Source organism: Ferrimonas balearica DSM 9799 (assembly GCF_000148645.1).
Lineage (GTDB): Bacteria > Pseudomonadota > Gammaproteobacteria > Enterobacterales > Shewanellaceae > Ferrimonas > Ferrimonas balearica.
Genome location: NC_014541.1, coordinates 3813799 through 3828718, shown reverse-complemented (window position 1 = coordinate 3828718; position 14920 = coordinate 3813799). Strand labels below are relative to the sequence as shown.

The following is a 14920-nucleotide window of genomic DNA, read 5'->3' as shown; positions in this document are numbered from 1 at the left end:
AACTCCTATCAGTAGTGGGGCGGTGGGGTTTCCTCACTGAGATCCGCCACCGAACTGTTGGGCAGCGACTTGAGGCGTTCGGCCAGCAGGCGGATCTGTTCCGCCTGCTTGTGAACCTTCGCGCTCAATTCGACCACCGTTTCGTTCAGTTGTTCGATGGTACTGTCTTGATAGGCGATCTTGGTTTCCAGTTCCATGATCCTGGTGTGGGTGTCGGTCATTCCGAGCGCTTCTCCAATACGGCAGTTAGGGTTGGATCAGCACCCGGCCGCGAACCTGCCCTTTGATGATCTGTTGGGCCAGTTCCGGCACCTGCTCGAGCTGAGCCACGGTGCTGAAGGCGTCGTAGTGCTCGTGACCCAGGTCGTTGCAGAGGCGCTGCCAGGCGGCCAGGCGACGCTCATAGGGGCACATCACGGAATCGACGCCGAGCAATTTTACCCCACGCAGGATAAAAGGCATCACTGTTGTCGGCAGCTGGAAGCTGGCGGCCAGGCCACAGGCGGCAACTGCACCGTCATAGGCCATCTGACTCAGTACTTTGGCGAGGATATCACCACCAACGGTGTCGACGGCACCGGCCCAGATCGCTTTGTCGAGCGGGCGGGACTGACCTTCCAGTTCGCTGCGGGCCACAATGGTGTGGGCGCCGAGGGATTTCAGCCAGTCGGCGTTGTCGGCACGGCCGGTCACGGCGTGCACTTCAAAACCGGCTTTGGCCAGCAGGGTAACGGCAACGGAGCCTACGCCACCGCTGGCGCCGGTCACCAGTACCGGGCCCTGTTCCGGCTTCACGCCAGCCTGTTCCAGGGCTTGCACACACAGCATGGCGGTCAGACCTGCGGTGCCGATAGCCATCGCTTGTTCCGGGCTTAGCTCCGCCGGCAGCGGCACCAGCCAGTCGCCCTTAACGCGGGCACGTTGACTCATGCCACCCCAGTGGCGCTCGCCCACGCCCCAGCCGGTCAGGATCACCTTATCGCCCACCTGGTAGCGGTCGTCTTCGGAGTCAGACACGGTGCCAACGAAGTCGATGCCCGGCACCATCGGGAAATCGCGGATGATCTTGCCGGTACCGGTGATGGCCAGGCCATCTTTGTAGTTCAGCGAGCTGTACTCCACGTCGACGGTGACGTTGCCTTCCGGCAGGTGGTGGTTATCGAGTTCAACGATCTGGGCCAGGGTTTTACCTGACTCATCCTGATGCAGTTGCAGAGCTTTGAACATGGGAGGCTCCCGGTTTAGGTGGGGCGCCAGCAAAGGCGCTGGGTTACAATGGATCCTAGTTGTATAGCGGCGCTTTGGCTTGCACAAGGCGACCTTAGATGCATATGCGGATTTGTCGCCAGCGCCGCATTTTGGAATTGCCGCCATGGGGCGGAGATCACCTCGAGGATGTATGGAGTACGAGTTTCGCCGTGAGCTGGGGGGCCAGCCCCTGGTGTTGATGTCGATGGGTCATGAGGCGCTGGGGCGCTACCTGACCGAAGAGTGCCAGGAGGCGGAAGCGCTGATGCGGATCCGCAATGCGCTGGCTGAGATCCGCCATGGCCAGCGCCGTGAATGGATACTCAACGGCGCCGAGCAGGCGTTGCACATCACGGAGGATTGGGTGCGGGTGCGGGACCACGCCTTGGGCCAGGCCAACGGCATCGAGCTGGAGCCGGACCTGGACTTCTACGATGCCGAAAGCGAAGCGCTGTGCGGGCTGGAGGATTTCGAGCTGCTGCTGGACAGCTGGCAGTCTTTCCTGGCCGGACGCTGAGTCCGGTTACCCTTCCCGCACCTTGAGCGCCAGTTCGACCCGCGAGTGGCAGTCGGTTTTGCGCATCAGGTTTTTGACATGCACTTTGGCGGTGCCCTCGCTGATAAACAGGGCCTCGCCAATGGCCTTGTTGCTTTTGCCCTCGGCAATCAATTCAGCAATCTGGCGCTCCCGGGGCGTCAGTTGCGCTGCCCAGTTCTCCTCCGCTTCAGCCAATGCGCCCTCCAGTCGGGGCGTCAGCACTGCCTGGCCAGCCATCACTTCGGCCAGACCTTCCACCAGCTCCTCCGGCTCGCTGTCTTTGACCAGATAGCCGTTGGCGCCCGCATCCAGCACCGCCTGCACGTCGCGGGGGTGGTCCGACACCGTGAACATCACCACCTTCAGGCGGGGAAAGTCCCGACGGATCGCCCGCAGGGTATCAAGACCGCTGAGCGGTCGCATATTGAGATCCAACAGGACCAGATCGGGCTGCTGACGGGCCAGTAATGCCAGAGCCTCGGGGCCATTGGCGGCCTCCCAGGGTGAGAGAAAACGGGGATCCCCCGCCAGCAGCTGGCATAAGCCACGTCGCAGCATGGGGTGATCGTCCACCAGCAGCAGTTGCCAGGGTTCAGCCATGAGAATCCTCCGAAGGAATGGTGACTGCGACCTGAACCCGGACACCGCCCAGGGGGGACTGGTCGATGCGCAGGGTGCCGCCCATCTGGCGGGCGCGCTCCTGCATGATGTTCAGGCCAAAATGATTTTCCGGGTTGTCCGGTGTGGTCATGCCGATGCCGTCGTCTTCGACGCTCATCACTAATTTGTCGTCTTCGGCCATACAGCGCAACTGAATGTGACCGGCCCCGGCGTGCTTGATGGCGTTCACCACCGCTTCCCGCATCAGCTGCAACAGGTGCACCTGCTGGGTGGCAGACAGGGTCATGGGGGGCAGCCGGTAATCCAGGGTCAGCGTCGCATCGCTGCGCTCCTCCAGTTCATTGAGGATGCACTCCAGAGCGCTGGGCAGGTCCGGGGCTTCCACCTTAAGGCGGAAGGTGGCCAGCAGCTCACGCAGCTGGCGGTAGGCGTTGTCGACCGAGACTTTCAGGGCTTGCCGGGCCTCTTCGATGCCTTCGGGGCTGCCTGCCTGAGTGGCCCGGTTCAGCAGGGTCAGCTGGATCTTCATATACGCCAGCAATTGGCCGAGCGAATCGTGCAGCTCCCGGGCAATCACCGCCCGCTCCTCCATCAGGCCGAGCCGCTCCTGCATCAGCAGGTCGCGGTGCTGTTGTACCGCGCGGCCCAACAGCAGGGCAAAGTTCTTAAGCAGGTCCCGGTCTGCGCGGTCCGCTGGGTAGAGCCGGATCTCGCCCAGTGCGTCACCGCCTTCATTCAGGGAGGCCCGGGCCGGTTCGCCCTCGTTACAGCCGAGACAGAGTGGCCGTTCACCGTCCAGCTGCAGACACACGCCATCGGCGTCCAGGTGTTGCTGCAGCGCGGTCATCAGGCGGGTCAGCACGCTGCTCTCCAGGCCGGTGCTGCTTAGGGTCTGGGCGGCATCGTAGAGGAAGGTCAGTCGTTCGTGGGCCTGGCGCAACGCCAGATCCTGGCTGACCACCTTGCTCTCCAGTTGCTGATAGAGGGTGTCGAGATCCCGGGCGGTGCTGGCCAGGGTCTGGCCCAGGGTATTGAGCTCGCGGTAACGGCTGGGCTGGGGGGTAAAGGCAAAATTGCGCGCGGCAATCGCTTCTGCACCCCGCTCCAGCCGCTCCAATGGCTGGGCGAATTGACGCCGGACAAAAAACAGGGCGTACACCGTCAGGGCCCCCATCAGGGCCAGGGTGAGGATCTGCGAGATCATCAGCACCCGCAGTTTTAACGCGCTGAACTTCTCCAGTGAATCCACAAAGGCATCAATCTCGTCGACAAAGCGTTTCACTTCTCGGACATAGCGGCGCGAGTTGCCCTCCTGGGCGTACTCCTTCATCAGGGTCCAGCGCTCCTTCACCAGGCGGTAGGTGTGGCCACTGGCGGCGGGCATATACCAGGCTTCAGAGCGGGCCAGAGCGGGGGAGTAGAGGATGGTTTCAAACTCCTCCAGTTTCTGTTCCAGATGGCGTCCCTCGGAATTGGCCAGAAACAGCAGCTGGTAGGAGCGCATCCGCAGTGAGCCGGAGTCATTGATGGCCTGAGCGTCACCGGTGCTGTAGAGCGCGGTGATCAGGCTGATGCCGCCTTGCAGGCAGAACAGCAGCGTCACCAGCAACATGGTATGGATGACGCTGGTGGTAAGTCGGGTGGTTCGGGCCATAACCGCTCCAGGCAGGGGGATGGCGACATTGTGCCCAGAGTTGTCAGGAAGGCAAAGCCACGGTGGCCAAGAGTGTGAGCCAGTTGGAGTGACAAGCTGATCACATCTGCCCGGGAAGCGACGAGGGAATGGTGGTTGGCAGGACGATGGCGTTAACACCTTGATCACAATCAACTCGGGCCGACATTGGACTTTTGGTGACTTGGGGTGCTTATCAATCCACGCTAGTCTAGGTTTGGTGAATGGTTTTCACTGGCGAGTTCACAAATACAAGGAGAAAAGCAATGGTGAGCACATTGCGATGGCGTGTTTTCAGCGTGGCGGCGTTGATGGCCGTGAGTACAGCCGCTGCTGGCGCGGGAAAGATCACTGAGGCAGACAGCAGTCAGTTTGCCAAATTTAAGCATCAGTACGAGACCTGGCAGCAAACCAAGGACAGCAGCGAGGTGGTGGACGCGCTGGCAGAGGACCCAATGTTGGTGGTGCTGTGGGCCGGTTATGGTTTTGCCAAGGACTACAACAAGGCCCGGGGTCACCATTACACCATTACCGATCTGCGCGCGACCCTGCGTACCGGCGCGCCGAAAGGGCCGGACGATGGCCCGATGCCGATGGCATGCTGGTCCTGTAAGTCGCCGGACGTGCCCCGTTACATCGAGGCCAATGGCGAGGACGCCTACTTCAAGGGCAAGTGGGCCCGGGGCGGTAACGAGATCACCCATGAGATCGGTTGCGGCAACTGCCACGACAACAATGCCCGCCTGCGCGTTTCGGTGCCCTTTGCAGACCGCGCGATGGAGACCATTGGCATGCCCTGGGATAAGGCCAGCAAGTCTGACCGTCAGTCCATGGTGTGTGGCCAGTGCCACGTAGAGTACTACTTCACGCCGGACAAGAAGTTCGTCAAATTCCCCTGGGATAACGGCCTGAGCGCCGACGAGATGGAGAAGTACTACGACGCGATCCAGTTCTCCGACTGGACCCACGGATTGTCCAAGGCGCCGATGCTGAAAGCACAGCACCCCGGTTTCGAAACCTGGAAAACCGGCACCCACGGCCGCAACGACGTGTCCTGCACCGATTGCCATATGCCGCGCGTGACCAACGCTGAGGGCCGGAAGTACACCGACCATAACGTTGGCAACCCGTTTGACCAGTTCGAGTTCACCTGTGCCCGTTGCCATGAGCAGTCCAAAGAGGAGCTGGAAGCGGTCACCAAGCACTACAAAGAGATGGTGACAGAGGCCAAGCTGAAGGCTGAGAAGCAGTTGGTGCATGCCCACTTTGAAGCGAAGGCAGCCTGGGATGCCGGTGCCACCGAAGCCGAGATGAAGGAGGCGCTCACCGCCATCCGCCACGCTCAGTGGCGTTGGGATATGTCCATCGCTTCCCACGGCATCCACGCCCATAACCCGGAAGAGGCCCTGCGTCTGCTGGCGTCTTCACTGGAGCGCAGCAGCGACGCCCGTGTTTCTCTGGCCCGGGTATTGGCCAAGCACGGCCAGTTGGAGCCGATTGCCTTGCCGGACATCTCCACCAAGGCGGCGGCCCAGGTGGCTGTCGGCCTGGATGAGCCGGCCATGCAGAAAGCCAAGGACGAGTTCCTCGAGACGGTTGTCCCCGAGTGGGATAAAGAGTACCAGGCCAAGTACGGCTCTGACGCTCAGTAACGCGACCGGACAAAAACGCCTCCTCTAAGGGGGCGTTTTTTTATGCCTGGTCTAGGGTTATCTGGTGTCTGTTAACTACCTAGGAGCTGAATATGGGTTTCATCAGCTGGATTATTCTCGGTTTGATCGTCGGTGCACTGGCGAAATGGATCATGCCGGGTAAAGACGGCGGTGGCTGGATCATGACCATCCTGCTCGGTATCGCCGGGGCCTTTGTCGGCGGCTACATCGGCCAGATGCTGGGCTGGGGCGGAGTCTCCGGCTTTGATGTCGGCTCATTGGCGCTGGCGGTTCTCGGGGCGCTGGTGGTGCTGTTTGTCTATAACAAAGTCAGCAGCTGACCTCGCCTGACGAAGGCTAAATCAACGCCCATCCGGTTCACCGGGTGGGCGTTTTTATGATTCATCGCATACTTCCGTGGGAACCTTGGCTCCGAGCCCGTTGCCACCTACCGAGCCATTGCCGGGGTGCCCCGGCGGGCACCAGAAGGGCGTTGCCCGGCTGCGCGCCCCGCTCTTGACACCCCTGCCTCCGGCGCGGCGAAAGCCCTTCGCTCCCACTCCTTCCCGTTCAGCACTGGCCAGACTCGCATCCTTGCTCGACTGGCACTCGGGCCATCCCTGGCCCTCGGCTTCACTCTCAGTCGCTCCCGCTCAGCGCCGCGAGTCGGCATTTGGTGGACGGCTGCGCCGTGATAGCTGGGTGCTCATTCTTATTCGGAAACAGCATCATTCCCTCAAGGCGAGCAGAGGCCATGAAAAGGTATTTTCTTGGAGAAGTCGCTACGGTCTTCTTTCCCCGCTCGTCCGCGAAGACTTTTTTATGGGCTGCAGGGGGCTGCACCAAGTTGGTGCCTCCCCTGGAAACGCCGGTTCAAAACGGTGCGTTTTTTCACCATCCCTTAACATGCATTTGAATAAGCCGCTGAAAATAATGAATAAAAAATTATGGCACGAGGGTTGTAATAGCGTTGGCACCAGCGACTGCAGGGATTAGGAGAACGGCATGAAATTGGTTAGCGCGATCATCAAGCCTTTTAAGCTCGACGACGTCCGTGAGGCGATTGCCGAGCTGGGGGTCGAGGGACTGACAGTGACAGAAGTGAAGGGATTCGGTCGTCAGAAGGGCCACACCGAGCTGTACCGTGGTGCTGAATACCAGGTGGATTTTCTGCCCAAGGTAAAACTGGAGATCGCCACCGCGACCGAGAACGTGGAGCGACTCATCGAGGTGATCTCCGCGGCGGCGGGCACCGGCAAGATTGGCGACGGCAAGATCTTCGTTATCGATCTTGAGCGTGTGGTGCGGATCCGCACCGGCGAAATGGACGCTGAAGCGATTTAAGGGAGAGAGGGTATGGAACAAGTAACGGCTTTGGGTGCCACGGTAGCGGAACTGCGCTTTGCCCTGGACACCTTCTATTTTCTGATTTCTGGTGCCTTGGTGATGTGGATGGCGGCCGGTTTCGCCATGCTGGAGGCGGGCCTGGTCCGCTCCAAAAACACCACCGAGATCCTGACCAAGAACATGTGCCTGTATGCCATCGCTTGCGCCATGTACCTGCTGGTGGGTTACCACATCATGTACGTGGACAACGGTGAGGGCGGCTGGTTGCCCAGCATTGGTGGCCTGATTGGCAGCCAGGCGGCAGACGCTGACCACGCTCTGGAGTCCGATTTCTTCTTCCAGGTGGTGTTTGTGGCAACCGCGATGTCCATTGTCTCCGGGGCAGTGGCTGAGCGCATGAAGCTTTGGGCATTCCTGGCCTTTGCCGTAGTGTTGACCGGCTTTATCTATCCAGTTGAGGGATATTGGACCTGGGGGGGTGGCTTTGTCTCCGAGAAACTGGGTTTTGTGGACTTTGCCGGTTCCGGCATCGTGCATATGGCTGGCGCCGCTGCGGCAATTGCCGGGGTGCTTCTTCTTGGTGCCCGTCGGGGCAAGTACAACCCGGATGGTTCGGTGAACCCCATCCCGGGTTCCAACCTGCCGCTGGCGACCCTGGGTACCTTTATCCTGTGGTTGGGTTGGTTCGGCTTTAACGGGGGGTCGCAGCTGATGGTGTCTGACGCTGAGAACGCCAGTGCGGTGGCCAAGATCTTCGTCAACACCAACTCCGCTGCCGCCTTTGGTGCCATCGCTGCGCTGCTGGTGTGCAAACTGACCTGGGGCAAGGCCGACCTGACCATGATCCTCAACGGTGCGCTGGCGGGCCTGGTGGCCATCACCGCAGACCCGCTGTCGCCGTCCCTGGTACTGGCGGCTGCGATTGGTGCGGTATCCGGTGGTTTGGTGGTGTTCTCCATCGTTGGCATGGATAAGGTCAAGATTGATGACCCGGTGGGGGCCATCTCTGTCCACGGCGTGTGCGGCCTGTTTGGTCTTCTGGTGGTGCCGGTGTCCAACGCGGACGCCACCCTGATGGGCCAGCTGGCCGGTGCCGCGGTGATCTTCGCCTGGGTATTTGGTGCCAGCCTGGTGACCTGGGGCGTGCTCAAAGCCACCATGGGCATTCGGGTCACCGAAGAGGAGGAGTACGACGGGATGGATCTGTCCGACTGTGGTATCGACGCCTATCCGGAATTTGTCTCGGTGAAAACCGCAGGCTGACCGCTCACATAATCGACAAACAAACAGCAAAGCCCCCTATCTCAGGGGGCTTTTTTTGATGTCGGTCATTGCTCCCTATGGGGTTAAGGGTTATCTTAACGTAAAAGAGAATTACTCCTATTCAAGAAAGGAGTTCACCACATGGGTCGTTACGCGTTTTCCGCCCTGCTACTGATGGTCAGCTCGCTGGCCTCCGCAGCGCAGCCGGTTACTGTTTACTCATATCGCCAGCCGTTCCTGGTGGAGCCGATGCTCGACATGTTCACCAAGGAAACCGGCATTCCGACCCAGGTGGTGTTTGCCCAAACCGGCCTCGAAGAGCGCCTCAAGCGTGAAGGGCGCCTCTCTCCGGCAGACGTGGTACTGACCACCGACATCTCCCGCCTGGCGACTTTGGTAGACATGGGCCTGACTCAGCCGGTGAACAGCGATGTGCTGAACGAGAACCTGCCGAGCCAGTACCGCGACCCCAACAACCAGTGGTTTGCCCTGACCCTGCGCGTGCGCAACATCTACAGCGCCAAGGACCGCGTTGGCCCGGCTGCCGACATCCGTTATGAAGACCTGGCGACCGCCCCGTTCAAGGGCAAGATCTGCATGCGCTCTGGTAAAAACGCCTACAACATCGCGCTGGTGGCTTCCATGATTGCCCACCACGGCGAAGCCGAGACCAAAGCCTGGCTGGAAGGCGTGAAGGCCAACCTGGCCCGTAAGCCGCAGGGTAACGACCGTGCGCAGGTGCGTGCGGTGGCTGAAGGCGCCTGTGATTACGCCATCGGTAACAGCTACTACTACGGTAAGATGCTGGAAGACGACAACCAGCGTGGCTGGGCCGAAGCGGTTGTGATCAACTTCCCCAACCAGAATGACCGCGGTGCGCACATGAACGTGTCCGGCGGTGCCATGGCGAAACACGCCAAGAACCCGGAAGGGGCCCAGCGCCTGCTGGAGTTCCTCTCCAGCGAACAGGCCCAGGGCCTGTATGCCGAACTGAACTACGAATACCCGGTAAATCCGAAGGTCGCCCCCTCTGAGCTGGTGGCGTCCTGGGGGCAGTACAAAGCGGACGTACTGCCGGTGGCCAAACTTGCTGAACATCACGCGGCAGCAGTGAAGCTGCTCGACGAGGTGAAGTTCGATCTCTAAACGATGATTCTGACGCTTTCGCGACGTTGGAGTGTGGGCGGCTTCCTGACGGCAGCCGCCCTGACGTTACCCCTGTTCGCGCTGGTGCTGCAGTCACTGCAGCCCGATCAGGATGCGTTCCAACACCTGACCAACACCGTGTTGAATGCCTATGTGGCCAACACGGTGTCGTTGATCTTACTGGTCTGTCTCGGCAGCTTGCTGCTGGGGCTCCCTTCTGCCTGGCTGGTGGCGATGTGCCGGTTCCCCGGCCAACGGGTATTCCAGTGGGCGATGCTGTTGCCCTTGGCAATGCCCGCCTACATCGTGGCCTACGTCTATACCGACCTGCTTGACTATGCCGGACCGATTCAGCGCCTGCTCCGGGATGTGGCCGGATTCCAGGGCCCGATGGATTACTACTTCCCGCCGGTTCGTTCCCTCGGTGGCGCCGCCATCATGCTGTCCCTGGTGCTGTTCCCCTACGTGTTTATGCTGGCGCGTACCGCCTTTCTGGAGCAGGCCAGTAACCTGATCCAGGCCAGCCGAACCCTGGGTTGTACCCCCTGGCAAAGCTTCTGGCGACTGAGCCTGCCACTGGCCCGTCCGGCCATTGCGGTGGGCCTGTCCCTGGTCGCGATGGAGACCCTGGCGGACTTTGCCACGGTCAGCTACTTCGCCGTCAACACGTTGACCACCGGGGTGTACGACATCTGGCAGGGCCATGGCAGCATGAGCAGTGCCGCCCGTCTCTCTACCCTGATGCTGTTGGGCATCGCGGTGCTGATGTTCGGTGAGCGCATGGCCCGCCGGCGTCAGCAGCAGTTCCAGAAAGCGGAGGGTAAGAGCGCCGATTATGGTTACACCCTGACCGGCTGGCGCGCCGTGGTGGCTACCGGTTACTGCACTTTGCTGCTGTTCCTCTCCTTTATCCTGCCGGCGCTGATCCTGCTGGACTACGCGGTGGAATATTTCGACCCGGACTCGCTGAGCCAGTTCTGGCAGTACAGCGCCAACAGCCTGATGGTTTCCGCTTTGGTGGCGGCGCTGACGGTGGTGATCGCGCTGGGGCTGCAGTTCCTGGCTCGGGTCAGCCCGCGGCGCTGGGACCGCTGGCCCAGCCGCATCGCCGGTTTTGGCTATGCGTTGCCGGGCACGGTTCTGGCCATCGGCATCCTGATCCCGCTGACCCGCGCCGATTTCGCCATCAATGACCTGGCGGAGGCGATGGGGATGGGCTTACCCGGCCTCATACTCTCTGGCTCAATGGTGGCCATTGTGTTTGGCTACACCGTCCGCTTCCTGGCGGTCGCGCTGGGCAGCATTGAGTCCAGCTTTAAGCGGGTGAGTCCGTCGTTGGATATGGCGGGTGCCACCATGGGCTACGGCCCTGCCGGGGTGTTGCGCCATATTCACCTGCCTTTGGTGCGGCGCGGCATGCTGGCGGCGGCCCTGATCGTCTTTATCGAGGCGATGAAAGAGCTGCCCGCGGCGCTGCTGCTGAAGCCCATTGGCTTTGAAACCCTGGCGACTTACGTGTATCAATTCGTCTCCGATGAGGCGCTGGAACTGGGCGCACTGCCGGCACTGGTGATTGTGTTGGTGGGGCTGCTGCCGGTGCTGTATCTCAACCGCAGTTTGGAGCATGTCCACTGATGTCGAAACTTCGCATCGACGCCCTGGTGTGTGAATACGATGGTAAGCGCATCCTGTCTGACCTGGCGCTGTCATTGGCTGAAAACGAAATCCTGGCGCTGCTGGGCCCCAGTGGCTGTGGCAAAACCACGCTGCTGCGCGCCATTGCCGGCCTGATGCCGGTGCACGGCGGCCAGGTCAGCCTCGACGGTGAGGTGATCTCCTCTGCCGACCAGCTGGTGCCTGCTGAACAACGCGGCATCGGCGTGATCTTCCAGGATTACGCCCTGTTCCCGCACCTGACCGTGGCCCGCAATATTGGCTTTGGCCTGCGCCACTGGCCCAAAGCGGAAGCCCGTGCGCGGGTGGAAGAGATGATCCGCCTGGTTAAGCTCGATGGCCTGGGCGATCGCTACATTCATGAACTCTCCGGCGGCCAGCAGCAACGGGTGGCGATCGCCCGCGCGCTGGCCTACAAACCGAAGCTGCTGCTGTTGGATGAGCCCTTCTCCAACATCGACAGCCAGGTGCGTGGTGAGCTGATGGCAGAGATCCGCGCCATTCTGCGTTCGCAGGGCGTGAGTGCCATCTTCGTGACCCACTCCAAGGAGGAGGCCTTCGCCTTTGCCGACCGGCTGGCGTTGCTGCATGAGGGCAAGGTGGTGCAGACCGGTCCGGCGGAAGAGCTGTACTACCGTCCGGTGAGCCGTTTTGTGGCGGATTTCCTGGGCGGTGGCAACTATCTGGATGCCATTGTGGCCAGCGAACACGAAGTGGAAACGCCGCTGGGTGCCATCCACAGCATCAGCCCGTTGTGCTTCCCGCCCACCCATCGCGGTGAGCTGCTGCTGCGGCCACAACAGCTGGCGCTGGAGCCGGACGCGCATGGCAGTGGGGTGATCACCGCTCGTCGCTTTAAGGGCACCTACTGCGATTACCAGGTCAGCGTTGGCCCAGTGGAGCTGGCGGTGCGCTCCGGCCATATCGGTCTGGAACAGGGACAGCGCGTGGCGGTGGCGGCTTTGCCCCACGCTCTGGTGCTGTTTTAATTGGGGTAAATCAATCTTTTCCTTTACGCCACTTGCCAGTCCCGGCCGGGCTGCGCAGACTGTGGGATTGAAACTCAGATCTGTCGGTACTGACCATGTCCGTTGATATCACCAACAAGGAAGGACGCATGCCCAGGGAACAGGGTGGGATCTGTGCAGAGGGCAACCTGCACGGCATCTATTTGATGTTTAATGCCAGCGAAGGCGCGGAATCCACATTGCCGCGCGTGATCGCGGGTTTGGCCGCCTGGCTGCAAACCTCGGCAGACCGCAACGCCGATTGCGCCTTTAACGGCTTTGTCGCCATTGGGGCCAACTACTGGGACAGCCTGTATCCGCAGGGTCGCCCGGCGGAACTGGCCCCCTTCCCGAGCTTTGAAGCGGAAGACCGCAGTGCCCCGAGCCAGCCGGTTGACCTGTTTGTGCATATCCGCAGCGACCGGCTCGACGTTAACCACATTGCCGCCACTGAAGTGTGCCGCCGCCTGGCGGGCCTGGCGGAGTTGGTGGAAGAGGTACGCAGCTTCCGTTACCTGGACGCCCGTGACCTGACCGGCTTTGTCGATGGTACCGAGAACCCCACCGGCGCGCACCGTCGTGAGGTGGCTCTGGTGGGTGCGGAAGACGCCGCGTTTGCCGGTGGCAGCTACATCCATACCCAGCGCTACGTGCACAACATGCCGCTGTGGGAGCGCCAATCCCTGAAAACTCAGGAAGACACCATTGGCCGCACCAAGGTGGAGAACGTGGAGTACCCCAGTGCCGCCAAGCCGGGCTTTGCCCACATCAAGCGGGTTAACCTGAAGTACGAAGACGGCACCAGCATGGAGCTTCTGCGCCAGAGCATGCCTTACGGCAACATGCAGGAGCAGGGCCTGTTCTTTATCGCCTGCTGCAAGACCCCGCTGCACTTCACCGCGCAGCTGAAGTCGATGATTCACGGTGATGGCGAGCATTACGACCACCTGCTCAAGTTTACCCAGGCGGTCAGTGGTGCGGCGTACTTTGCCCCCTCCATCGATTTTATGGAGCAGGCTGCCGGCCTGTAAGGTCAGCCCCAGACACAAAAACGCCCGGCCAATGCCGGGCGTTTTTTTATGCCACCACCTCAGTCGTGGTAGTTGAACAGCGCTTTAACGGTGTCCTGGGTTTCCGCCATGGCACTGATCTGGCTGGGGGCGATAAAGATGGTGTCGTCACCGGCGATGGTGCCGAGGATCCCTTCCGCTTTGCCCATGGAGTCGAGCAGGCGGGCGATCAGCTGGGCGGCACCGGGGCTGGTGCGGACCACGATCATGGCGCCATTGTTGTCGACATCCAGCACCAGGTTGCGCAGCTGCGCATTGGCGGTGGGCACGCCCAGCTCCGCCGGCAGGCAGTAGACCATCTCCTGCTTGGCATTACGGGTGCGTACAGCGCCGAATTTGCTCAGCATCCGGGACACTTTGGACTGGTTGATGTTGTTGAACCCGGCTGCCTGCAGGGCGGCAACAATCTCCCCCTGCGAGCCAAAGCGCTCCTCCTTCAGTAAGGACTTAAAAGCGCGTACCAGTTCTTCTTGTGCGTTGGCGTTTCTCATTGTGGTAATCGATTCTGCCGTTTGGACTGGGCCACTTTGAATAAGGTCTGCTTAAAAAGCAAGTGATATTCACATCTTGGGAATAAAAATGCATCGATTGCCCTTCATTGTGCCCCTTTGATAGCCGTTAGTGATGACAGGCTAGACAACCGTCATTGGTCGCATTGCCATCAGAATTGGCTTTGGGTATTGTGGGCGCCAGTTGGAAAGATGATCCACGTCACATCAATGGAAAGATGGAGAATACGATGAAAGTTGCAGTACTGGGTGCCGCTGGTGGCATTGGTCAGGCTCTGGCCCTGTTGTTGAAGCTGAATCTGCCCAAGGGCAGCGATCTGGCCCTTTATGATATCGCTCCGGTCACTCCTGGTGTGGCCGTCGACATCAGCCACATTCCTACCGCCGTCAACGCCAAAGGTTACGCTGGCGAAGACCCGACTCCCGCCCTGGAAGGCGCTGACCTGGTGCTGATCTCCGCCGGTGTGGCCCGTAAGCCGGGCATGGACCGTGCTGACCTGTTTAACGTCAACGCGGGCATCATCCGTAACCTGGTTGGCAAGGTTGCCGAAGTGGCGCCCACCGCCTGCATCGGTGTGATCACCAACCCGGTAAACACCACCGTGGCCATCGCTGCCGAGGTGCTGAAGAACGCCGGTGTCTACGACAAGAACAAGCTGTTCGGTGTGACCACTCTGGATGTCATCCGCTCTGAAACCTTCATCGCCGAAGCCAAGGGCCTGAGCCCGGAGCAGGTGAAGATCAACGTGATTGGCGGCCACAGCGGCGTGACCATCCTGCCGCTGCTGTCCCAGGTGGAAGGCGTCTCCTTCACCGACGAAGAGATTGCCAGCCTGACTCACCGCATCCAGAACGCCGGTACCGAAGTGGTGGAAGCCAAGGCCGGTGGTGGCAGCGCAACCCTCTCCATGGCCCAGGCCGCCTGCCGCTTCGGTCTGTCGGTGGTGCGTGCCCTGCAGGGTGAGAAAGGCGTGGTTGAGTGTGCCTACGTGGAAGGCGCCGGTGAACATACCCGCTTCTTCGCGCAGCCGGTTGAGCTGGGCGTAAACGGCGTTGAGAACATTCTCTCCTACGGTGCCCTGAGCGACTTCGAGAAGCAGGCGCTGGATGGCATGCTGGAGACCCTCAGCGGCGACATCAGCAAAGGCGAAGCCTTCGTTAACGGCTGATAAG

General features: G+C 60.8%; 15 protein-coding genes. 10 read left to right on the top strand and 5 right to left on the bottom strand.

Annotation, left to right across the window (positions count from 1 at the left end):
- Positions 1 to 8: 8 nt before the first annotated feature.
- Positions 9 to 221, bottom strand: coding sequence for a SlyX family protein (locus tag FBAL_RS17340; protein ID WP_013346892.1), 213 nt, complete (start codon positions 219 to 221; stop codon positions 9 to 11).
- A gap of 25 nt (positions 222 to 246) precedes the next feature.
- On the bottom strand, positions 247 to 1227 hold the full coding sequence (acuI, locus tag FBAL_RS17335) for an acrylyl-CoA reductase (NADPH) (protein ID WP_013346891.1): 981 nt from the start codon (positions 1225 to 1227) through the stop codon (positions 247 to 249).
- A gap of 172 nt (positions 1228 to 1399) precedes the next feature.
- On the opposite strand from acuI, the gene FBAL_RS17330 reads away from it, so the two are divergent.
- A complete protein-coding gene (locus tag FBAL_RS17330) occupies positions 1400 to 1765 on the top strand; it encodes a YacL family protein (RefSeq protein WP_013346890.1) in 366 nt (121 codons plus the stop codon).
- Positions 1766 to 1771: 6 nt separating this feature from the next.
- Here FBAL_RS17330 and FBAL_RS17325 read toward each other — a convergent pair whose 3' ends face one another.
- Together FBAL_RS17325 and FBAL_RS17320 are read right to left on the bottom strand one after the other, a co-directional pair.
- Entirely contained in the window at positions 1772 to 2386 is a 615-nt protein-coding gene (locus FBAL_RS17325; protein ID WP_013346889.1) for a response regulator, read from the bottom strand.
- Positions 2379 to 4061, bottom strand: coding sequence for a type IV pili methyl-accepting chemotaxis transducer N-terminal domain-containing protein (locus tag FBAL_RS17320; protein WP_013346888.1), 1683 nt, complete (start codon positions 4059 to 4061; stop codon positions 2379 to 2381). The genes FBAL_RS17325 and FBAL_RS17320 overlap by 8 nt, the downstream gene beginning before the upstream one ends.
- A gap of 284 nt (positions 4062 to 4345) precedes the next feature.
- On the opposite strand from FBAL_RS17320, the gene nrfA reads away from it, so the two are divergent.
- From nrfA to FBAL_RS17280, 8 genes are all read left to right on the top strand, one after another.
- A complete protein-coding gene (gene nrfA / locus FBAL_RS17315) occupies positions 4346 to 5731 on the top strand; it encodes an ammonia-forming cytochrome c nitrite reductase (protein ID WP_013346887.1) in 1386 nt (461 codons plus the stop codon).
- 92 nt (positions 5732 to 5823) lie between these two features.
- Positions 5824 to 6072 (top strand): GlsB/YeaQ/YmgE family stress response membrane protein, encoded by a 249-nt coding sequence (locus FBAL_RS17310; RefSeq protein WP_013346886.1) that lies wholly within the window; start codon positions 5824 to 5826, stop codon positions 6070 to 6072.
- A gap of 664 nt (positions 6073 to 6736) precedes the next feature.
- Complete coding sequence (locus tag FBAL_RS17305; RefSeq protein WP_013346885.1) at positions 6737 to 7075, top strand: P-II family nitrogen regulator; 339 nt, start codon at positions 6737 to 6739, stop codon at positions 7073 to 7075.
- Positions 7076 to 7087: 12 nt separating this feature from the next.
- Positions 7088 to 8341, top strand: coding sequence for an ammonium transporter (locus tag FBAL_RS17300; protein WP_013346884.1), 1254 nt, complete (start codon positions 7088 to 7090; stop codon positions 8339 to 8341).
- Between the two features lie 174 nt (positions 8342 to 8515).
- Positions 8516 to 9487 carry a Fe(3+) ABC transporter substrate-binding protein gene (locus FBAL_RS17295; protein ID WP_371877176.1) on the top strand — a complete coding sequence of 324 codons (972 nt, stop codon included), beginning with the start codon at positions 8516 to 8518 and terminating at the stop codon, positions 9485 to 9487.
- A gap of 3 nt (positions 9488 to 9490) precedes the next feature.
- A complete protein-coding gene (locus tag FBAL_RS17290; RefSeq protein ID WP_013346882.1) occupies positions 9491 to 11122 on the top strand; it encodes an ABC transporter permease in 1632 nt (543 codons plus the stop codon).
- A complete protein-coding gene (locus FBAL_RS17285; protein WP_425357364.1) occupies positions 11119 to 12150 on the top strand; it encodes an ABC transporter ATP-binding protein in 1032 nt (343 codons plus the stop codon). The genes FBAL_RS17290 and FBAL_RS17285 overlap by 4 nt, the downstream gene beginning before the upstream one ends.
- Positions 12151 to 12278: 128 nt before the next feature.
- Positions 12279 to 13199: a Dyp-type peroxidase gene (locus FBAL_RS17280; RefSeq protein WP_013346880.1), complete on the top strand. Its 921-nt coding sequence runs from the start codon at positions 12279 to 12281 to the stop codon at positions 13197 to 13199.
- 59 nt (positions 13200 to 13258) lie between these two features.
- Here the strand turns inward: FBAL_RS17280 and argR are convergent, their stop codons facing one another.
- Complete coding sequence (argR, locus tag FBAL_RS17275; protein WP_013346879.1) at positions 13259 to 13729, bottom strand: transcriptional regulator ArgR; 471 nt, start codon at positions 13727 to 13729, stop codon at positions 13259 to 13261.
- 248 nt (positions 13730 to 13977) lie between these two features.
- On the opposite strand from argR, the gene mdh reads away from it, so the two are divergent.
- The gene (gene mdh / locus FBAL_RS17270; protein ID WP_013346878.1) at positions 13978 to 14916 is read left to right on the top strand and encodes a malate dehydrogenase; all 939 of its coding nucleotides are present in this window, start codon (positions 13978 to 13980) and stop codon (positions 14914 to 14916) included.
- The last annotated feature ends 4 nt before the right edge of the window (positions 14917 to 14920 follow it).